The organism is Frigoribacterium sp. SL97 (assembly GCF_026625765.1).
Lineage (GTDB): Bacteria > Actinomycetota > Actinomycetes > Actinomycetales > Microbacteriaceae > Frigoribacterium.
In genome coordinates, this window is record NZ_CP113062.1 from 1,534,012 (window position 1) to 1,553,207 (window position 19,196).

General features: G+C 71.9%; 17 protein-coding genes and 1 pseudogene. 7 read left to right on the forward strand and 11 right to left on the reverse strand.

Features of this window, described 5'->3' with window-relative positions; translation table 11 throughout:
* Window positions 1-2,292 (forward strand): annotated as a pseudogene (locus tag OVA02_RS07340) (HelD family protein).
* Window positions 2,293-2,433: 141 nt separating this feature from the next.
* Here the strand turns inward: OVA02_RS07340 and OVA02_RS07345 are convergent.
* The 5 genes from OVA02_RS07345 to OVA02_RS07365 form a co-directional block, all read right to left on the reverse strand.
* The gene (locus tag OVA02_RS07345) at window positions 2,434-3,555 is read right to left on the reverse strand and encodes an adenosine deaminase family protein (RefSeq protein ID WP_236557010.1); all 1,122 of its coding nucleotides are present in this window, start codon (window positions 3,553-3,555) and stop codon (window positions 2,434-2,436) included.
* Window positions 3,552-4,622 (reverse strand): extracellular solute-binding protein, encoded by a 1,071-nt coding sequence (locus OVA02_RS07350; protein WP_159826841.1) that lies wholly within the window; start codon window positions 4,620-4,622, stop codon window positions 3,552-3,554. Before OVA02_RS07350 ends, OVA02_RS07345 begins: the two co-directional genes overlap by 4 nt.
* 113 nt (window positions 4,623-4,735) lie before the next feature.
* Window positions 4,736-5,746, reverse strand: a complete 1,011-nt coding sequence (locus OVA02_RS07355) for an ABC transporter ATP-binding protein (RefSeq protein WP_159826840.1) — start codon at window positions 5,744-5,746, stop codon at window positions 4,736-4,738.
* Window positions 5,743-6,540: an ABC transporter permease gene (locus OVA02_RS07360; RefSeq protein WP_233568518.1), complete on the reverse strand. Its 798-nt coding sequence runs from the start codon at window positions 6,538-6,540 to the stop codon at window positions 5,743-5,745. The genes OVA02_RS07355 and OVA02_RS07360 overlap by 4 nt, the downstream gene beginning before the upstream one ends.
* Window positions 6,537-7,361: an ABC transporter permease gene (locus tag OVA02_RS07365; protein WP_267659539.1), complete on the reverse strand. Its 825-nt coding sequence runs from the start codon at window positions 7,359-7,361 to the stop codon at window positions 6,537-6,539. The genes OVA02_RS07360 and OVA02_RS07365 overlap by 4 nt, the downstream gene beginning before the upstream one ends.
* A 178-nt stretch (window positions 7,362-7,539) precedes the next feature.
* On the opposite strand from OVA02_RS07365, the gene OVA02_RS07370 reads away from it, so the two are divergent.
* Window positions 7,540-8,508 carry a LacI family DNA-binding transcriptional regulator gene (locus tag OVA02_RS07370; RefSeq protein ID WP_159826838.1) on the forward strand — a complete coding sequence of 323 codons (969 nt, stop codon included), beginning with the start codon at window positions 7,540-7,542 and terminating at the stop codon, window positions 8,506-8,508.
* 127 nt (window positions 8,509-8,635) lie between these two features.
* Here the strand turns inward: OVA02_RS07370 and OVA02_RS07375 are convergent, their stop codons facing one another.
* From OVA02_RS07375 to OVA02_RS07385, 3 genes are read right to left on the reverse strand one after another with little or no spacing between them, the layout of a single operon-like run.
* Window positions 8,636-9,265 carry a hypothetical protein gene (locus OVA02_RS07375; RefSeq protein WP_267659540.1) on the reverse strand — a complete coding sequence of 210 codons (630 nt, stop codon included), beginning with the start codon at window positions 9,263-9,265 and terminating at the stop codon, window positions 8,636-8,638.
* On the reverse strand, window positions 9,262-9,561 hold the full coding sequence (locus OVA02_RS07380; RefSeq protein ID WP_267659541.1) for a protealysin inhibitor emfourin: 300 nt from the start codon (window positions 9,559-9,561) through the stop codon (window positions 9,262-9,264). Before OVA02_RS07380 ends, OVA02_RS07375 begins: the two co-directional genes overlap by 4 nt.
* Window positions 9,562-9,617: 56 nt before the next feature.
* The gene (locus OVA02_RS07385) at window positions 9,618-10,487 is read right to left on the reverse strand and encodes a M4 family metallopeptidase (protein WP_267659542.1); all 870 of its coding nucleotides are present in this window, start codon (window positions 10,485-10,487) and stop codon (window positions 9,618-9,620) included.
* 309 nt (window positions 10,488-10,796) lie between these two features.
* On the opposite strand from OVA02_RS07385, the gene OVA02_RS07390 reads away from it, so the two are divergent.
* On the forward strand, window positions 10,797-11,336 hold the full coding sequence (locus tag OVA02_RS07390) for an adenine phosphoribosyltransferase (RefSeq protein WP_054147222.1): 540 nt from the start codon (window positions 10,797-10,799) through the stop codon (window positions 11,334-11,336).
* 40 nt (window positions 11,337-11,376) lie between these two features.
* Here OVA02_RS07390 and OVA02_RS07395 read toward each other — a convergent pair whose 3' ends face one another.
* Window positions 11,377-12,111 (reverse strand): M50 family metallopeptidase, encoded by a 735-nt coding sequence (locus OVA02_RS07395; RefSeq protein ID WP_267659544.1) that lies wholly within the window; start codon window positions 12,109-12,111, stop codon window positions 11,377-11,379.
* A 147-nt stretch (window positions 12,112-12,258) separates the two neighbouring features.
* Between OVA02_RS07395 and OVA02_RS07400 the strand changes: the two genes are divergently transcribed.
* Complete coding sequence (locus tag OVA02_RS07400; protein ID WP_192122632.1) at window positions 12,259-12,720, forward strand: VanZ family protein; 462 nt, start codon at window positions 12,259-12,261, stop codon at window positions 12,718-12,720.
* A 93-nt stretch (window positions 12,721-12,813) separates the two neighbouring features.
* Window positions 12,814-13,083, forward strand: coding sequence for a 30S ribosomal protein S15 (gene rpsO / locus OVA02_RS07405; RefSeq protein WP_043596660.1), 270 nt, complete (start codon window positions 12,814-12,816; stop codon window positions 13,081-13,083).
* A 123-nt stretch (window positions 13,084-13,206) separates the two neighbouring features.
* Here rpsO and OVA02_RS07410 read toward each other — a convergent pair whose 3' ends face one another.
* The gene (locus OVA02_RS07410; protein WP_157485484.1) at window positions 13,207-14,457 is read right to left on the reverse strand and encodes a coiled-coil domain-containing protein; all 1,251 of its coding nucleotides are present in this window, start codon (window positions 14,455-14,457) and stop codon (window positions 13,207-13,209) included.
* Between the two features lie 338 nt (window positions 14,458-14,795).
* Between OVA02_RS07410 and OVA02_RS07415 the strand changes: the two genes are divergently transcribed.
* Both OVA02_RS07415 and OVA02_RS07420 read left to right on the forward strand, forming a co-directional pair.
* Window positions 14,796-17,069, forward strand: a complete 2,274-nt coding sequence (locus tag OVA02_RS07415; RefSeq protein WP_056048130.1) for a polyribonucleotide nucleotidyltransferase — start codon at window positions 14,796-14,798, stop codon at window positions 17,067-17,069.
* 249 nt (window positions 17,070-17,318) lie between these two features.
* The gene (locus OVA02_RS07420) at window positions 17,319-18,368 is read left to right on the forward strand and encodes an aldo/keto reductase (protein ID WP_157485482.1); all 1,050 of its coding nucleotides are present in this window, start codon (window positions 17,319-17,321) and stop codon (window positions 18,366-18,368) included.
* A gap of 132 nt (window positions 18,369-18,500) precedes the next feature.
* On the opposite strand, the gene OVA02_RS07425 is transcribed toward OVA02_RS07420, so the two are convergent.
* The gene (locus OVA02_RS07425; RefSeq protein ID WP_056048127.1) at window positions 18,501-19,118 is read right to left on the reverse strand and encodes a TetR/AcrR family transcriptional regulator; all 618 of its coding nucleotides are present in this window, start codon (window positions 19,116-19,118) and stop codon (window positions 18,501-18,503) included.
* Window positions 19,119-19,196 lie beyond the last annotated feature (78 nt).

Here is a 19,196-nt window from a genome sequence, read left to right on the forward strand (position 1 = left end):
CTGTTGTCATCCGAGATCGACCGCGAACGCGCCTATGTGGGCACCCTCTACGAACGCCTCGACGAGCTGAAGGCCGACGCCCGCGTCCGTCTCGAACGGACCCGCCGCGAGACCGTCGGCGGCAACCACCAGAGCCGCAGCGAGCGCGACGCCTACGCGCGCCTGTACGAAGACACCATCGTCCAGCTCGGCTCGGTCGACGAACGGCTCGCGTTCGGTCGCCTCGAGCTCGAGACGCCCGACCTGCTCGGCCAGACCGGCGACGTCGACCGCCCGGCCGAACCGGGCGAGGGCGGGCGGTACCGCTACATCGGCCGCATCGGCCTGCGCGACGAGGCCCACCACCCGATCCTGCTCGACTGGCGCGTCCCCGGGGCCAGCGCGTTCTACCAGGCGACGGCCGCAACGCCCATGGGCGCCCGGGCCCGTCGTCACCTGACCCTCGACGGCCGCACGGTCACCCGCCTCGAGGACGAGGTCTTCGACCCCGACCTGCTCGATCGCGACGACGTGCAGCTGCAGGGCGAGGGGGCGCTCATGGCCGCCCTGACCGCCCAGCGCACCGGCCGCATGACCGACATCGTCGCCACCATCCAGGGCGAGCAGGACCGGATCATCCGCTCTCAGCTCGACGGCGTGCTCGTCGTCCAGGGCGGCCCCGGCACGGGCAAGACGGCCGTCGCGCTGCACCGGGCCGCGTACCTGCTCTACTCGCACCGCGACCGGCTCAAGGGTTCGGGCGTGCTCGTCGTCGGGCCGTCGCGGTCGTTCCTGCGCTACATCGAACAGGTGCTCCCGTCCCTCGGCGAGAGCGGCGTCGTCCTGTCGAGCCTCGGCGGCCTGTACCCGGGCGTCGAGGCCCAGACCGACGATGCGCCCGACGTCGCCGCCCTCAAGGGGTCGGCCGAGATGGCCGAGCTCATGCGTCGCGCCGTCCGGTCGCGGCAGGTCCGCCCGGCCGAGCCGACGACCATCGACATCAACGGCGAACGACTCGTGGTGCGACCGGAGCTCGTCGGCGAGGCCATGCGCAAGGCCCAGGAGCGCGGCAAGCCCCACAACGTGGCCCGGGTCACCTTCAACAAGGCGGCCCTCTCGGCCCTGACGCGCCAGCTGGTCGACCAGATGCGCGAGCACGGCACGACCGTCGACGAGTCCGACGAGGCCGTCCTCCGGGAAGACATCCGGCAGTCGTACGACGTGCGCGTGCTGCTCAACACGGCCTGGCTGCCGCTCAGTGCCGAGAAGCTCGTCGAGGACCTCTTCGCCCGGCCGAACTGGCTCGCGTCGATCACCCCGCGCTGGACGCCCGAGCAGCGCGCCCTGTTGCGGCGTGAACGCGGAGCGGGCTTCACGGTGTCCGACGTGCCGCTGCTCGACGAGGCCGCCGAGTTGCTCGGCGAGTTCCAGACCGGTGTCGACCCCGAGCGCCTGGCCCGCAAGGCCCAGCGCAAGCGCGACATCGAGAACGCCGAGCGGGCAATCGAGAACATGGGCGTCGAGGGCATGGTCAGCGCCGAACAGATCGCCGGCGGCTTCGCCGAGCGGGCGGCGTCGATGACCACGGCCGAGCGGGCCGCTGGCGACCGTACCTGGGCGTTCGGCCATGTGGTGGTCGACGAGGCGCAAGAACTCTCGCCCATGCAGTGGCGACTGCTCTCCCGGCGCTGCCCGCTGCGGTCGTTCACCGTCGTCGGCGACATCGCCCAGGCGTCGAGCCCGGCGTCGGCGACCTCGTGAGACCGCGCCCTCCAGGCCCTGCTCGGCCGTCGTCGCGGCGGAGGCGCCCAGGGCACGTCGGCTCCGTGGCGGCTCGAAGAACTGACCGTCAACTACCGCACGCCGGCGCAGATCGTCACCTACGCCGAGGGCGTCGCGACGGCGAGCGGTCTGCAGATCACCCCGAGCCGATCGGTGCGCTCGAGCGAATGGCCGGTGCGCGAGGTGACCGGCGCCTCCTCGAAGGACGACTTCGTCCGTGCCACCGTCGACGCCGTCCGGGCCGACCGCGCGATCGACTCCGAGGGCACGCTCGCGGTGATCGCCCCCGAGCAGGCCGTCTCGACCCTCGTCGAGGCCCTGTCGGCCGAGTTCGACGGTCTCGTGGCCGCCGGCACGGCGTCGTTGACCAAGCCGATCTCGGTCTTGAGCCCGGCGACGTCGAAGGGTCTCGAGTTCGACTCGGTCGTCGTGGTCGACCCCGAGCGCGTCCGACTGGCGAGCCGACGCGGCAACGCCAGTCTCTACGTGGCGATGACCCGGCCCACGCAACGCCTCACGGTCGTCTCGTAGGCCGGGCCGTCTCGCAGGCCGGGTCGGGGCGCCGGGGCCGGCCGGCTCGGCCTGTGCCGGCTCGGCCTGTGCCGGCTCGGCCCCCGCGCCGGCTCGGCCTGTGCCGGCTCGGCCCCCGCGCCGTCTCGGCCCCTGACCGGGTCAGGCCCCGGCCACCCCGAACTCGTCGTCGAGGGCCGCCAACTCCCGGTCGACGCGTGCCCTCAGGGCGTCTTTCTCGACGGCGGGCAGCCAGCTGGCGTCGACGCCCGCGGAGGCCATCGAGCGCACCTGGTCGGCGGTGGCCCCGATCTGTTCGTGCACGATGCGGTACTCGGCGGCGAGGGTCGTCGGGAACATGCCCGGGTCGTCGGAGGCCGGCACGACGTTCAGGCCCGCCTCGAGCATGGCCTCGATGGAGGCGCGGCGCCAGGGACGCCACGACCGTCGGGAGGTCGTCGACACGACGGTGAACGCCACCTGCTCGTCGCGCACGCGCGCGACGACCTCGTCGTCCTCGAGCACGTAGTACCCGTGGTCGATGCGGTCGCAGCCGAGCTGGTCGAGGCACGTGATCGTGTTGACCGCCGTGGGGGAGTGCTCGGACGAGTGGGCCGTCCGGCCCAGCCCGGCCTCGCCCGCCAGCCGGTAGGCGTCGACGAAGCGCTCGGGTGGCCCGCTCGTCTCGAGGTTGTCGAGGCCGATCCCGGCCACGTACTCGTGCGGGTGGTCCACCACCTGACGGACGAGTTCGAGGGCGTGCTCGCCGCTCCTGCTGCGGTCGATGCCCTGGATCATGCGCCCGGTCATGCCGAAGTCGCGCTCGGCGAGCCGGATGCCCTCGGCGTAGGCCTCCACCGAGCCGGTGTAGCCGAGCGACGCGAGGTGCGGCGGGACGGCGTCGAAGAACAGCTCGAGATGCCGCGTCGCACTCGCGTGGTGCGCGTCCTCGAAGGCCTCGTAGACGATCCGGGTGAGGTCGTCCGCGTCGCGGAGCACCTCGACGACCCAGTTCGAGGCCTGGAACAACGAGTACGACACCTCGGGCTCGTCGACGCTGCGCCCCTGCGGCACGGGGATGCGCGTGTCGCGGTAGAGAGCCGGGTCGGGCGGGAGCGAGTTGATGTCGGCGAAGATCCGCTCGGGCTCGTCGGGCAGGTCGAGACCCTCGCGGCGGGCCAACTCGGCGAAGGTGCTCGCGCGGACCGTCCCGATCAGGTGGCAGTGCAGGTCGACCTTGGGCATGCGGTCCAGGTAGGCCGGGGGCAGGGTGGTGTCCGTCACCGCGAGGTCACCTCGCGGGCGAAGCGGTCGACCCAGTCCGAGCGGGTGGGGACGAGTTCGGTCGGGTCGAGGGTCGAGTAGCCCGCCGCGACCGGGTCGGCGGCGATGTCGCCCACGACGGCCTCGATCGTGTCGGGCACCGTGGCGCCCGGGGCGACCGGCAGGTCGCCGACGATCTCGGCGGACGAGGTCTGCGCCTCGACCGAGAGCAGGTAGTCGATGAACTGGTTCGCACCGTCGACGTTCTCGGCGCCGGTCGGGATCATCGCGCGGTTGGTGGCCATGTAGCGGCCCGTCGCGGGGGCCGTCCAGGCGATCGGTTCGCCGGACTCGACGAGGTCGGTCGCGAAGCCGCTCAGGGAGTCCGCGGCGACGATCTCGCCCTGCGTCAGCAGGTTGGTCACCTCGGTGGAGGAGCTGTAGAACTGCAGCACGCCGGGGGCCCACTCGCCGAGCCGGTCGAGGGCCGCGTCGATGTCGTAGGGTCCGTCGCCGTACTCCTCCGCGACGCCCGAGACCATCAGCTGGCCGGCCGTCACCGAGATGTCCGGCAGGGCGACCTTGCCCGAGAGGTCCTCCTCGCCGTACAGGCTCCACTGCGCGGCCTCGTCGGCGGTCAGTTCGTCGGTCGAGTACATCGTCCCGTTGAGCTGGTAGCTGTAGGCCGGGCCGAGGTACGAGTCCTCCTTCGCGAAGTCGGCGATCTCGTCGAGCGACGGCACGGCCGAGGCGTCCACCTGCTGGAAGAGGTCGTCCTCCTGGCCGAGTGCCGCGTAGTAGTCCGAGATCAGCATGACGTCCACGTCGGGCTGCCCGCCCGCGACCTGCAGCTGGGACAGGCGGTCGGAGTTCGATCCGGTGTCGACGACCACCTCGATGCCGGTCTTCTCGGTGAACGGGTCGATGACGGCTTCCTGGAACTCCTCGACGCCGAACGGGAAGGTGCTCACGGTGATCGTGTCGGCGTCGGACTCGCCGCCGCCGTCGGCGGAGCAGCCGGCGAGCACGAGGGTCGTCGCGGCGACGCCGGCGACGATCGCCAGGCGGGTGCGGAGGGTGGAGGTCATGGTCGTGTCCTTTCGGGGCGGTCTCGGCGAGACCGGGCGGTGTGGAACGCGGGCGGGTGGGACGGTGGAGGGGAGACCCGAGGAGGCGCGCGCGGCTCCGCGCACCGGGCGGGTCAGTCGGCGAGGGCCACGAGCCGCGACGCCGGCGCCGAGACGGTCACCCGGTCGCCGATCGCGACCGTCTCGGAGCCCGTGCTGCGGACGTCCGACAGCAGGCGCACTTCGGCACCGGCGGCGTCGACGGCCTGCACGGTGACGAGCAGGTCGACCCCGCGGTACGCGACGTCGGTGACGACCCCGGCGAGATGCAGGCCGTCGGGCACCGCGCCTCCTGCGGGGGGCTCGGGGACGACCCCGAGGTGCTCGGGGCGGATCGCGAGCAGCGTGCCGTCGGCCGCCGTGACGAAGTTCTCGTAGCCGAGGAAGTCGGCGACGAAGCGGTTCGCCGGGTTCGGGAACACGTGCTGGGGCGAGCCCTGCTGCATGATCCGGCCGGCCCGCATGAGCACCATGTCGTCGCTCATCTCGAGCGCTTCGTCCTGGTCGTGCGTGACCAACACGACGGTGAGGCCCGTCTCGCCCTGGATGCGGCGGATCTCGGCGCGCATCTGGACGCGAAGGCGCGCGTCGAGGTTCGACAGGGGTTCGTCGAGCAGCAACAGCTTCGGCCGGATGGCGATGGCGCGGGCCAGCGCGACGCGCTGTTGCTGGCCGCCCGAGAGCTTCTTCGGCTTGCTGCCGGCGAGGTGGGCCAGGCCGACCAGGTCGAGGGTCTCCATCACGCGACGGCGGCGCTCGGCGGTGTCGACGCCGCGCAGCTTCAGTCCGTAGCCGACGTTGTCGGCGACGCTCAGGTGCGGGAACAGCGCGTAGGACTGGAACACCATGCCCAGGTCGCGCTTCTCGGGTGGGGTGCGCGTGCTGTCGACGCCGGCGATGCGGATCGTCCCCGACGTCGGGGCGGCGTAGCCGGCGAGCATGCGCAGGCTCGTCGTCTTGCCACATCCGCTCGGGCCGAGCAGCGTCGTGAGCTTGCCCTCGGCGATCGACAGGTCGATCGAGTCGACGGCGGTGAAGTCGCCGAAGACCTGGCTGACGGCGACGAATTCTGCTGCGGTGCTCATCTGTTGATGCCTCCGAAGATCTTGGCGAAGCCGACGGTGCGTTCGGCGATGACGGCGATGACGACGGTGCCCGCGAGGATCAGCGTGGCCATCGCCGCGACCATGGGGTCGTAGCTCTGCTGCACGTAGTCGAGCATCGTGACGGGCAGGGTGCGGAAGTCGCGGCTCTGCAGCAGCAGCGACAGGGGCACGTTGTTGAACGAGGTGACGAAGCTGAGCAGCGCCGCCGAGAAGATGCCGGGCCGCAGCAGGGGCAGGGTCACCGTGACGAAGGCCCGCAGGGGAGACGCGCCGAGACCGCGGGCGGCCTCCTCGAGGGCGGGGTCGGCCAGTGCCAGGGAGGCGCCGGTCACGCGGACCGCGTAGGGCAGCATCAACACGGTGTGCCCGATCAACAGCACGGGGAAGGCGTCGAGCCGGAACCCGATGACGAGCTGCTGGTAGAGCGCGAGCCCCACCACGAGCTCGGGGACGATCAGGGGCGACAGGAACAGGGCCTCGACGAGGCCCTTGCCCGGCAGCCTGCCGCGATGGATCGCCAGGGTCGCGGGGATGCCGACGAGCAGGGCGAGCACGGTGGCGATCAGGGCCAGCTGGAGGCTCGAGACCAGGGCCTGGGTGAACGGGTCGTAGCCGAAGGCGGCCTCGAACCAGCGCAGCGAGAACCCCTGGGGCGGGAAGCGCAGAGTGCGTTCACTCGTGAACGCGGTGGCGACGACGAAGAGGATCGGGACGATCATCACGACGTAGCCGGCGACGGCGAGCGTGCCGGCGACCGGGCGGCGGGTGGTCACGAGGTGGCTCCCTTCCGGGCGACGAGCGACGACAAGCCGGAGACGACGAAGACCAACACGGTCATGATCAGGGCGGTGGCCGAGGCCCCGGCCCAGTCGATCGTCACGCTCGAGTACGAGAAGAGCTGGGTGGCGAGCATGCGTTGGCCCGAGCCGCCGAGCAGGTACGGGGTCGTGTAGGCGGTGACCGAGCCCGCGAAGACGAGGGTGGCCGCGACGACGACGCCGGGCAGAGAGAGGGGCACGACGATGCTCCAGAAGGTTCGCGTGCGGCTCGCGCCGAGTCCGCGGGCGGCGTCGTCGAGGCCCGGGTCGACCTGGGCCACGGCCGAGTAGCACGAGATGATCGCGAGCGGCAGGAACAACTGGGTCAGACCCAGCACGATCGCCAGCTCGGTGTAGAGCAGCTGCGGGGCCTCGTCGACCAGGCCGAGCGTCGTGAGCAGTTGACCGATGGCGCCGTTCTTGCCGAGCACCACGAGCCACCCGAAGGTGCGGACGACGTTGCTGAGCAGCAGCGGGAAGATCGCCAGGGCGAGCAGGACGCCCGACCAGCGCGAGGTCGAACGGGCCAGCAGGTAGGCGATGGGGAAGCCGAGGGCCACGCAGATGACCGTGACGACCAGGCCGAGCCCCACGGTGCGACCGATGATGCGCAGGTCGAACGGGTCGGTGAGCATCTGGCCGAGGCGGCCGACGATCTCGCCGGCGGTCACGCCGGGTGGGGCGAACAGCATCGCGAGCGACGGCACCGCGAATCCGATCAGCAGGAAGGCGAGGCCCGGCAGCAGCAACAGCAGCGCGGGTGTGCGGGACGTCACGGGTTGTCCTCCGATCGGTGTGGCCTCTGGGGGGATGCCGACCCCACCTCGGGTGAAACCGGTTACATCGACCCTAAGGGCGCTGGTCGCCTGCGTCGGCCCCGCAGTGTAAACACCTTGTTACAAGCGTCGGACCACCGCGCGGGACCGGTTTCACGGAGGCCCTAGGGTGGTGGGCATGACTGGGGCAGGGCGGCTCGCGACGCTGGCGGACGTGGCGACGCTGGCGGGCGTGTCGAAGGCCACCGCCTCTCGCGTCCTCAGCCGCCCCGAGCTGGTGTCGCCCGACACGGCCGGACGCGTGCTCGCCGCCGCCGAGAAGCTCGGCTTCGTGCCCAACCGGGCGGCCCGTCAACTGGCGAGGGGGCGCACGGGCGTGGTCGCGCTCGTCGTGCCGACCCTCGACAACGCGTTCTTCACGCCGATCATCGCCGGGGCCCAGGCCGCGGCGGGCGAGGCCGACCTCCAGCTGACGGTCGCCGTCCACCCGCTGGCCGAGGCGGGTGAGCTGGCGGCGTTCGAGCGGCTGTCGCACCAGGTCGACGGGTTCATCGTCGTCGCCCCGCGCGGGGCCGACGACGTCGTGCGGGCCGCGACCGGCCACAAGCCGACCGTGCTCGTCGACCGCGAGGTGGCCGGGGTGTCGTCGGTCGTCGCCGACACGGCTGCCGCCTTCGGCTCGCTCGTGTCGCGCTTCGTCGCCGAGGGGCACGAGCGCGTCGTCTACCTCGGCGGGCCCGACGGCTCGTGGCAGAACACCCAACGCACGGCCGCGGTGGTCGACGCGGCGGCCGGCCGGGCCGAGCTCACGGTGCTGGGTCCCTACCCGTCGACCTTCGAAGCCGGCGTCCGGGCGAGCGACCACGTCCTCGCCTCCGGGGCGACGGCTGTCGTGCCCTACGCGACGGCCATCGGGCTCGGCCTGATGTTCGTCCTCCGGGCCGACGAGCACCGCGACCGCTCCGTCACGGTCAGCTCGGAGCGCATGGTCGTCGACGCCCTCGGTCTGGTCGGCGTCCCGGCGATCGACGTCGACGGCGAGCACCTGGGGCGGGTCGCGGCCGGCCGCCTGCTCGAGCTGCTGGCACCGGGTGGGCCGTCCGAGCCGACCTCCACGCGCCTCCCGGTGCCGGTCCGCTGGCCCTGACCTCGCCGACGGGCTGCGGAGCCCGACGCGGCTCGGCGGGAGGCGGCCGGGCCGGAGGAGGCTCGGCGGTGGGCGCCGGGCGTCGGGCGTCAGGCGTCGGGCGTCGGGCGCCTCAGCGGGAGGCGCCTCAGCGGTAGTCGGCGGGCCAGGCGAAGGCCGGAGGCGCGGTGACGGTGTCGCCGATCGGCGCGAGCACGAGGTCGATGCGTTCGAAGTCCCGCAGCGGGATGCCGGCCGGGTCGGACGTGTAGGGGCTGCCGCCGACGAAGGTGTGCAGTTCGAGCCCGTCGTCGTGCCCGAGCGACCCGACCCCGCGTCCGTCGAGGGCGACGTCCCACTCGCTGAACAGTTGGCCCAGCACGAACGTCTCGCGGGTGGGGGACTCGACGTGCACGATGCCGCTCGTGTCGTGCGTGTGGATCTCGGCGGCGAACTTCGCGTCCGAGTCGTGCCCGATGTCGCCGGGGACGGTCACCGCCTGCCCGTCGACGGTGATCGAGAGGTGCGTGTGCACGTGCATGGCGAGGTCCTGGCCCCAGACGTTCTCGAGACCGGCGGCGGCGGCCCGGGTCTCGAGCCGGTCGGTGGCGGGTCGACCCCACGGAGGCGCGGTGACGGCCCCTCGGACGTTCAGCGGGTTGCCGCTCTGCACCACGGCCACCCCGACCCCGCCCGCCACGAGGACGACGAGGGCGAGCAGCCCCGCGAGCACCTCGCCCGAGAGACGCCGACGAGGTCGGCGCGCGCGGTCGCTCATCGGGTCGGACCGGCCTCGGCCTCGGAGGTGCTGCGGACGCTGTCCACGAGCTCGCGCCACGGGCCCGTGACCTGCTGCTCGGGCAGTTTGGCCTTGCGGGTGGGCCGGGTCTCGGCCGTGATGACCCAGACGAAGCGATCGGGCTGCACGGCCTGCGCGGCGGCCGGGGCCTGCGACCAGGGCACCTGGTCGATGAGGACGAGCCACGACTCGGTGTCGGGCTCGGAGTCGACGTCGACCGTCCAACTGCGGGTGAGACCGGCGAAGCCACCGGAGCGCGACACGGTGACCTTCATGGGCGCGATGCTACCCCGGCCGTGTCCGGGGCAGCAGGGTCTCGTGCCGGTCGGCGTCAGCTGGCCGGGGTGACCCCGACGCCCGCCCACCCGGCCGACGTCGCGCGGGTCTCGTCGGAGTCCGCTCCGTACCGTGTGGTCGCCGCCTCGACGGTGGCCGCCGCGAACTGCGCGAAGGTCGCCTCGGTCGACAGCGTGCCGCCGGTGAGCGTGTCGTACCAGATCTGCCCGGCCCGCAACCAGGCCTCGCCGCCGAGCGCCTCGGCGACGAGGTAGAAGGCCCGGTTGGGGATGCCCGAGTTGAGGTGCACCCCGCCGTTGTCGTCGGTGGTCTCGACGTAGTCGTCCAGGTGGGCGGGTTGGGGGTCCTTCCCGAGGACGTCGTCGTCGTACGCGGTGCCCGGGGCCTTCATCGACCGCAGCGCCCGCCCCTGCACCTCGGCGGTGAAGAGCCCTTCGCCGATGAGCCACGTCGCGTCGTCGGCGGTCTGCCCGAACAGGTGCTGCTCGACGAGCGCCCCGAACACGTCGCTGACCGACTCGTTGAGCGCACCCGACTGCCCCTGGTAGGTGAGGTTTGCGGTGTACTGCGTGACGCCGTGGGTGAGCTCGTGCCCGATGACGCTGACCGAGGCCGTGAAGCGCCCGAAGACTTCGCCGTCGCCGTCGCCGAACACCATCCGCTCGCCGTTCCAGAAGGCGTTGTCGTAGTCCTGGCCGTAGTGGACGGTCGCGTCGAGCGGCAGCCCGGCGCCGTCGATCGACGAGCGCCCGTAGACCTCGTGGAACAGCGCGTAGGTCGCGCCGAGGGCGTCGTACGCCTCGGTGGCGGCGACGTCGTCGGTGGCGGGTTCACCCTCGCCGCGGACGCGGACGCCCGGCAGCTCTTCGGTGCCCTGCGCGTCGAACACCGAGCGCTCGAGCACGGACTCTGCGCCGAGCGCCCCCGGACGACCGGGGGAGTCGCGTTGCGGTCGACGGCCTCCATCGCGAGCAGGCCGTTGCGCGCGGCCTGCGGTGCCCGGTGCAGGCGGGGCGAATCGGCTTCGGCGAGGTGGGCGAGCAGGTACGGGGGGACGATGAACCGCGACATGCGTGCACTCTCGCACGCGCCTCCGACATCGGGCCCGACTGTTCACACGATCGTGACGTACCGGTCGGTCGCGCGTCGCGGGGACGGACGCAGCAGGCCTCGAGGGGCGGGGGGCGCCGTCCGCCCGACTACCGTTGAGGGCATGACCGTCACCGATGCCTCCTCGTTCGTCGACAGCAAGATCGCCGTCGTCCCCGACTTCCCGAAGCCCGGCATCCTCTTCCGCGACGTCACCCCGCTCTTCTCCGACGCCGACGCCTTCGCCACCGTGACCACGGCGCTCTCCGAGCCGTTCGACGGCGGGTTCGTCGCCGTCGCCGGCATCGAGGCGCGCGGCTTCGCGCTCGCCGGGGCCATCGCGATCGAGCAGGGCGTCGGCGTCCTCACGGTGCGCAAGGCGGGCAAGCTGCCCGGCGAGGTCCTCAGCGAGAGCTACGCCCTCGAGTACGGCGAGGCCACGCTCGAACTGCGTCCGAACCAGATCCCGGCGGGGTCGAGCGTCCTGATCGTCGACGACGTGCTGGCGACCGGCGGCACGGTCGAGGCGACCGTCACCCTGCTCGAACGAGCGGGTTACGTCGTGGCCGGCGTCGCCGTGCTGCTCGAGCTCGACGGTCTCGGTGGCCGGGCCCGCCTCGAGGGCCACGTCCCCGTTCACGCCCTGTCGTCCGCCCCCGCCTGACCTCTCGCGTCGGCCGCCGGGCGCCGGTGGCCGTCCGACCTCAGGCGAACGACCGAGCGACCTCGAGCGCACCGGGGAAGAGCAACCCCGCCCCGCCCAGCAGGCAGCCCAGGGCGACGAGCACGAAGACCCCGACCCAGACGACGCCCGGCACCCGGGTCAGCCCGGCGAGCTGGTCGGCGTCCGACGCGGTCGAGCGTGAGCGCCGCCGGCTCCGTTGCAATTCGAGCGACGCCCGCAGCGCGCCGAAGCCGAGGACCGACGTCACGACGAGTCCGAACACCGCCTGCCAGGTCGGCGACGCGAAGAACGTCACGGCGACGACGAGGGCGGCGCCGAGCAGCACCACCCAGAGCCCGAACCAGTTGCGGATCTGCACGAGCATCAGCGCGAGCAACAGCAGCAGGGCCCAGAGCAGCCCGGCCGCGTAGCCGGCCGACAGCAGCCACGCGGCGCCCAGGGCGGCGATCGCGGGTGCGGTGTAGCCGGCGAGCAACGTGACGACCATGCCCGCCCCGGTCCGCGGCCCTTTCGACACGGTCAGGCCCGAGGTGTCCGAGTGCAGTCGGATGCCCGTCAGCCGACGACCGGTCAGCACCGCGGCGAGGCCGTGCCCGCCTTCGTGCACGACGGTGACGGCGTGCCGCACCGTGTGCCAGGTGCCCGGCAGCAGCACGAGCAGGAGGCCGGTGGCGACGCTGCCGAGCAGCCACGAGCCGGGCAGAGGGGCGGCGAGCTGGCTGATCCGGGCCCAGAAGTCGGTGAGTGCGTCCACCCGACGAGCCTAGGAGGCGCGGTGCGCGGGGTCGCGCACCGCGCCTCCTCGGCCTTGCCGCGGTCGCCCCCGGGGCGGGTCGTCCTCCAGGCTGATCTTCGGCCGTTCCGGGCGTCCTCCCACCGACCGGTGCCGCACCATGGACGGATGCGTCGCGCCGTCCTCCTCCTGCTCACCCTCGTCTACCTCGCCGGGGTCGCCTGGATGACCCTGCGACCGAGCGTCTACGACGCGGACACCGGGGCGTTGCTCTGGCGGGCGCTCGACGTCTTCGCCCGGCACGACGAGACCTCGTGGATCACCTTCGCCCGGGTCGAGGCCGCGGCGAACGTGGCGATGTTCGTCCCGATGGGCATGTTCCCGGCGCTCCTGCTGCCGAAGCGCTTCTGGTGGGTCGGCATCGTGGTCGGGTTCGCCGCGACGGTGGGCATCGAGACCTTCCAGGCGACGTACCTGTCGGCCACGCGCTTCTCCGACCCGCAGGACCTCGTCATGAACACCCTCGGGGCCGCGATCGGCGCGGCGTTCGTCGGACTCGTCCTGCCCCGGCGGCGTCGGGGTCGGGGACGGGGCCGATCGCGACAGGGGTCGGCGGCGCCCGTCTGGTAGGCTCCTCAGGTTGCCGTCTGAACGGCCGCGGAGAAAGAGAGCTCGCACATCCGGTGACGAGCACCGCGCAACGAACTGAAAGGGGATCCCTCCATGGCACTCGCACCTGACGTCAAGACCCGGATCATCGAAGAATACGCGACCCACCCCGGCGACACCGGATCCCCCGAGGTCCAGGTCGCCGTGATGACGCAGCGCATCCTCGACCTGACCGAGCACCTCAAAGAGCACAAGCACGACCACCACTCGCGTCGTGGCCTGCTGCTGCTCGTCGGCCAGCGCCGTCGCCTCCTGGGCTACCTGTCCAAGGTCGACATCGAGCGCTACCGCACGCTCATCGGTCGTCTCGGCCTGCGCCGCTAGTCCTCGCGCTCCGGACGTCTCGACGACGGCCCCCTCGGCACCCAGCTCCGGCTGCACGCCGAGGGGGCCGTTCTCTCGTTCCGGGGGAGGGGCGGTGCCCGTGCCCGAGGGCAGGTGCGGCGCTCAGTACCAGTTGTTCGCGACCGAGTGCGCCCACGCGGCGCACATCGTGCCGTAGCGGCCCTGGATGTACCCGATGCCCCAGTCCACCTGGGTGCGGTAGTTCGTCTGCCAGTCCAGTCCACTCGAGGCCATCTTGTTGCCGGGCAGGGCCTGGGGGATGCCGTAGGCACCGCCCGACGGGTTGGTCGCGTTGGTGCGCCAGCCCGATTCTTTGTTCCAGAGCTGGACGAGGCAGGTGTACTCGGCCCCGGACCCGACCTTCGTGGCCGCGTAGGCCTTGGCGCCCGCCGGGTCGTTCACCGCTCCGGTCGGGGGAGGCGTCGCTCCGCCGGGACGTCCCGTGCCGGGGACGGTCGCCCCGCCCCCGGACGATCCACCACCCCCGGACGATCCGCCACCTCCGGACGATCCGCCACGTGACGGCGCCCTCGCGGCGGCGGCGGCCTGGGCCTTCGCCGCGGCCTCCTGCGCCGCGTACGCCTGCTGCGCGGCGACCCCGGCCCGGTACTGCTGTTCGAGCTCCGCCGTCGAGTCCTTCAGGGCGGCGAGCTGGGCGTAGAGGTCGGACGACCTCTGGGTGGCGCTGGCCACCTCGGCGTCCGCGGTCGCCTGCGCCGCGGCGGCCTGGTCGGCCGCGGCCCGGGCGTCGCGCGCGAGCGAGTCGCGCCGGTCGGCCGCGGTCGTCGCCTGCTCGCTGAGGGACGACACCGTGTTGCTCGCGGTCGTGGCGTCGGCGAGCACCGTCTGCCACCGGTCGCCGAGCTGCGTGAGCGAGCCCAACTGGTACAGCGCGGCCCCGGGGTCGGGCGACGTGAAGAGGTCGGTGCCCAGGGTCTGCGTGCCGCCGGTGCGGAACAGGCTGCCGGCGAGCTGGCCGGCCTCCCGCTCCGCCGTGTGGGCGGTGGCCCGCGCACGCTCGGCGTCGGCCGAGAGCTCGTCCGCTCGCTGCGACGCCGCCGCGAGGTCGGACTGCGCCGCCGCGTCGGCCTGGTCGGCGAGGACCGCCTCGTCGCTGCGGTCGGACGCGGCCTTCTCGAGGCTGTCGAGCGACGCGTCGATCAGGTCGACCTGCGCCTGGGTCGCCGCGGCGTTCCCCTCCGCGGCCTCGACCTGGGCCCAGGTCGGGTACCCCGCGGCGGACGCGGCGGACGGCGCCACGAGCGTCGTCAACACGAGAGCCAAGGAGGCGCCGGTCGCCACCGCGAGGCGGCTCGCGCGACGATCCCGGCCGGACCTGTCGTGAGCACGCATGGAGACGACCCTAACGCCGTCCCCCCGGCACCGCGCCTCCCCGTCCGGGCGACACCCGCGTCGCGGACCCCGGCCGGACGGGTCCGAGTGCTAGGATCGCGCTCGGAGCAGGCCGGTACGGCTGCTGGTCACCGGTGGTGACAGGCGGAATGCCCCGACCGACGCCGAGCGTCCGGGTCGGGTGCGGGGTCCGACCGTTTCTACTGTTGGCCAGACGTGCCACCGCCTCCGTCGCGTTGTTGCACGTGCATGTCGCCATGCCGTCCACGCCGCCCGCTCCGGTACACATCGATGCCCACACGGGGCCTCGATGCAAAACAAAGAGGAGTAGCCCCCACATGGAGGGTCCAGAGATCAAGTTCGGCGAAGCCGTCCTCGACAACGGCAAGTTCGGCAAGCGCACCATCCGATTCGAGACCGGTCGTCTCGCCCAGCAGGCTCAGGGAGCCGTCGCTGCCTACCTCGACGAAGACACCATGCTCCTGTCGGCCACGAGCGCCAGCAAGAAGCCGAAGGACAACTTCGACTTCTTCCCGCTCACCATCGACGTCGAAGAGCGTTCGTACGCCGCGGGCAAGATCCCCGGCTCGTTCTTCCGCCGCGAGGGTCGCCCCTCGACCGAGGCCATCCTGGTCTGCCGCCTCATCGACCGGCCGCTGCGTCCCTCGTTCGTCGAGGGTCTGCGCAACGAGGTCCAGGTCGTCATCACGGTGCTGAGCATCGCTCCCGACGAGTTCTACGACGCCCTCGCGATCAACGCGGCCAGCGCCTCCACCCAGATCTCGGGTCTGCCGTTCTCCGGCCCCATCGCCGGTGTGCGTCTCGCCCTGATCGGTGACCAGTGGGTCGCCTTCCCCAAGGCCAGCCAGCTCGCGGACGCCGTCTTCGACCTGACCGTCGCGGGCCGTGTCGTCACCGACGCCGCCGGCAACGAGGACGTCGCGATCATGATGGTCGAGGCCGAGGCCACCGAGCACGCCTGGGGTCTCATCCAGGGCGGCGCCACGAAGCCCGACGAGGCGATCGTGGCCCAGGGCCTCGAGGCCGCCAAGCCCTTCCTCAAGCAGCTCGTCGACGCCCAGGCGACGATGGCCGCCCAGGCCGCGAAGGAGATCGCCGACTACCCGGTGTTCCTCCCCTACACCGACGAGGTGCTCGAGGCCGTCACGGCCGCCGCCGGCACCGAGCTCGCCGAGGTCTACAAGATCGCCGGCAAGATCGAGCGCCAGGACGCCGACGACGCCCTCAAGTCGCGTGTCAAGGACGCGATCGCCGCGAAGGTCGACGCGGGCGAGTTGCCCGACACGGCCCTCGGCCAGGTCGGTGCCGCCTACAAGTCGGCCACGAAGAAGGTCGTCCGCGACCGCATCCTCACCGAGCAGATCCGCATGGACGGCCGCGGCCTCGCCGACATCCGTCCGCTCGACGCCGAGGTGCAGGTCATCCCGCGCGTCCACGGCTCCGCCATCTTCCAGCGCGGCGAGACCCAGATCATGGGCGTCACCACGCTGAACATGCTCAAGATGGAGCAGCAGATCGACTCGCTGAGCCCGGTCACCAAGAAGCGCTACCTGCACCACTACAACTTCCCGCCCTACTCGACCGGTGAGACCGGCCGCGTCGGGTCGCCGAAGCGTCGCGAGATCGGGCACGGCTTCCTCGCCGAGCGCGCCCTCGTGCCGGTGCTGCCCAGCCGCGAAGAGTTCCCCTACGCGATCCGTCAGGTGTCCGAGGCCCTCGGCTCCAACGGTTCGACGTCGATGGGTTCGGTCTGCGCGTCGACCCTGTCGCTGCTCAACGCCGGTGTGCCCCTCAAGGCCCCGGTCGCCGGCATCGCCATGGGACTCGTCTCCGACACCGTCGACGGTCAGACCCGCTACGCGGCTCTGACCGACATCCTCGGTGCCGAAGACGCTCTGGGCGACATGGACTTCAAGGTCGCCGGCACGAGCGAGTTCGTCACGGCGATCCAGCTCGACACCAAGCTCGACGGTCTGCCGACCGCCGTGCTCGACGCCGCCCTCAAGCAGGCGAAGGAGGCGCGCACCGCCATCCTCGGCGTGCTCAACTCGGCGATCGACGCCCCCGACGAGATGGCCCCGACCGCGCCCCGCGTGATCTCGGTCCAGATCCCGCAGGACAAGATCGGCGAGCTGATCGGCCCCAAGGGCAAGACGATCAACGCCATCCAGGACGAGACCGGCGCCGACATCAGCATCGAAGAAGACGGAACCGTCTACATCGGTGCCGTCGACGGCCCCTCGGCCGAGGCCGCCCGCGCCCAGGTCAACGCGATCGCCAACCCGACCAACCCCGAGATCGGCGAGCAGTTCCTCGGCACGGTCGTCAAGATCGCGTCCTTCGGTGCGTTCGTCTCGCTCCTCCCCGGCAAGGACGGCCTGCTGCACATCAGCGAGGTCCGCAAGCTCGCCGGCGGCAAGCGCGTCGAGAACGTCGAGGACGTCCTCGGCGTCGGCCAGAAGATCCTCGTCGAGATCACGAAGATCGACGACCGCGGCAAGCTCTCGCTCGCCCCGGTCGTGGCGGAAGAAGCCGACACCGACTCGAGCGGAGCGACCGAGCAGTCGACCGACGAGTCCGTCGACGCGTAGTCACCGCACCACGAAGGGCCCGCCCCGACCTCGGTCGGGGCGGGCCCTTCGCCGTCCCGGCGGGGCTCCCTGGTCGCTGCCGGAGCAGGAGGCGCGTCCCCCGGATCGGGGCGGCGACACGGCGTAACGATTGGGTGCGGCGGCGGCGGAAACCGGGCGCGTGGCCGTATTCTTGATCGTGGAGGGCGAACCATACCCCATGCGATCGCACAGAGTCGCATCGGGAGTTCGCGACGAGGAAGGAACGGCGTGACCGAGACGACGGCCGAGCTCGCCCGTTCTGCCACGTCCGACTTCGCCGCCGCGGCCGCCATCGCGGCCGCCGCCGCCCGGGCCTCCGCCGCCCAGCCCACCGTTCCCGTCGATCTCGGCATCATCCAGCCGCGCCGCCGTCTGGGCCTCTCCGACCTCAAGGTCTTCCCCCTGGCCCTCGGCGGCAACGTGTTCGGGTGGACGGCCGACCAGGCCGAGACGACCTCCGTGCTCGATGCCTACTTCGATCTCGGCGGCAACTTCGTCGACACGGCCGACTCCTACGCCGGGGGTCGCAGCGAGATCATGATCGGATCGTGGATGCGCTCCCGTCGATCACGCGACGACATGGTCGTGTCCACCAAGGTGGGCAAGAGCGCCGACAACCCCGGTCTGACCCCCCGCGCGATCGAGCGGGCCGTCGACGCGTCCCTCGAGCGGCTCGGAACCGACCACATCGACCTGCTCTACTTGCACGTGGACGACACCGAGGTGGCGTTCGAGCGCACCCTGCTGGCCGTCGACCACCTCATCCGGGTGGGCAAGGTCCGATGGTTCGGCGGTTCCCACCACTCGGGCAACCGCCTCTACGAGGCCCGCATCGCGGCGGGGATGCTCGGAATCGCCCCGATGGTGGCCCTGCAGAACCAGTACAACCTCCTCGACCGGTCCGAGTACGAGAAGGGCCTGGCGCACGTCGCCGCGCAGCAGCGACTCGCCGTCATGCCGCGCTTCGCCCTCGCCAGTGGGTTCCTCACGGGCAAGTACCGTTCGCGCTCCGACTTCGCCCACAGCCCCCGTCGCCGGGCGCTCGCGAAGTACTTGTCCAAGAGGGGCCTCAAGGTCGTGCACGAGCTGGACCGCATCGCGTCCGTCCACGAGGTCTCGAGTGCTGCGATCGCGCTGGCCTGGTTGCTCGCCAAGCCGAACGTCGTGGCACCGGTGGCCAGTGCGACGAACGCCAAGCAGGTCTACGAACTCGCCCAGGCCGCGCGGGTGCAGCTCACACGCAACCAGGTCCTCGACCTCGACCGCGCCTCGGCCTGACCGCCAGGCGACGTGGTCGGCCCGTACCTGGGGGTACCCGACGACGACGTCCGCGGGGACGGCGCCACGGTGACGCGTTGCGGGGGACAGCGCCCATGGTGACGTCGATGTGCGGCGTCGTCCGCCGATGACCTAGGCGGCGACGAGGAGCCGCTCCGCCGTGCGGCGCAGGGAAGCCGCCGCGGCGATGGCGTCGCCGGCGTAGGCGCCCACCTGGGCGCCGTCGAGGGCGAGGACGAGATCGTCTGCTGCGTCGCCCGGCAGGGGGTGGCCCGCGACCTTGAAGAGGGAGACCATCTCGGCCGTCAGCCACTCGCGGTGCTCGGCGATGGCGAGACGGACGGGGTGGGTCGGATCGCTGAACTCGGACGCCGCGTTGGCGAAGGCCGAGCCTCGGAACGAGACGGTCTGGAGTCGGGCGCCGACCGCCTCGAGGTACGCCTCGAGGGTCGCGCGGCCCCCGTCGTGGGCCTCGACCAGGGCGGACAGCTCGGCTGCCTCGAGGTCGTGACGACCGGCGAGGTACTCGAGCACGAGGGTGTCCTTCGCGCCGAAGTGCTTGTAGAACGTCGCCTTGGTCACCGACGACTCGGCGATGAGGCGGTCGACGCCGACGACGCGGACGCCCTCGTCGTAGAACAGGCGGTCGGCGGTCGTCAGGACGCGGGATCGGGCACCGGGGACGGGGGAGTCGGCGCGAGGGCGACCAGGGAGACGCTGGACGGCCGGTTGGGGGGAATCGACCGTCACAGCGTGGCTCCTTGGGACGTCTCGGCTAGAAGCCGCGTGGGGGACGCGCGCTCCGGACCTTCTGACGACGTCCGACCA

Bases quoted from the DNA above. Each gene is read 5' to 3' on its own strand.
- rpsO (WP_043596660.1), top strand. From the start codon at position 12,814: ATGGCACTCGCACCTGACGTCAAGACCCGGATCATCGAAGAATACGCG.
- OVA02_RS07380 (WP_267659541.1), bottom strand. From the start codon at position 9,561: ATGAAGGTCACCGTGTCGCGCTCCGGTGGCTTCGCCGGTCTCACCCGC.
- OVA02_RS07415 (WP_056048130.1), top strand. From the start codon at position 14,796: ATGGAGGGTCCAGAGATCAAGTTCGGCGAAGCCGTCCTCGACAACGGC.
- OVA02_RS07370 (WP_159826838.1), top strand. From the start codon at position 7,540: ATGACTGGGGCAGGGCGGCTCGCGACGCTGGCGGACGTGGCGACGCTG.
- OVA02_RS07350 (WP_159826841.1), bottom strand. From the start codon at position 4,622: ATGACCTCCACCCTCCGCACCCGCCTGGCGATCGTCGCCGGCGTCGCC.
- OVA02_RS07400 (WP_192122632.1), top strand. From the start codon at position 12,259: ATGCGTCGCGCCGTCCTCCTCCTGCTCACCCTCGTCTACCTCGCCGGG.
- OVA02_RS07390 (WP_054147222.1), top strand. From the start codon at position 10,797: ATGACCGTCACCGATGCCTCCTCGTTCGTCGACAGCAAGATCGCCGTC.
- OVA02_RS07410 (WP_157485484.1), bottom strand. From the start codon at position 14,457: ATGCGTGCTCACGACAGGTCCGGCCGGGATCGTCGCGCGAGCCGCCTC.
- OVA02_RS07355 (WP_159826840.1), bottom strand. From the start codon at position 5,746: ATGAGCACCGCAGCAGAATTCGTCGCCGTCAGCCAGGTCTTCGGCGAC.
- OVA02_RS07375 (WP_267659540.1), bottom strand. From the start codon at position 9,265: ATGAGCGACCGCGCGCGCCGACCTCGTCGGCGTCTCTCGGGCGAGGTG.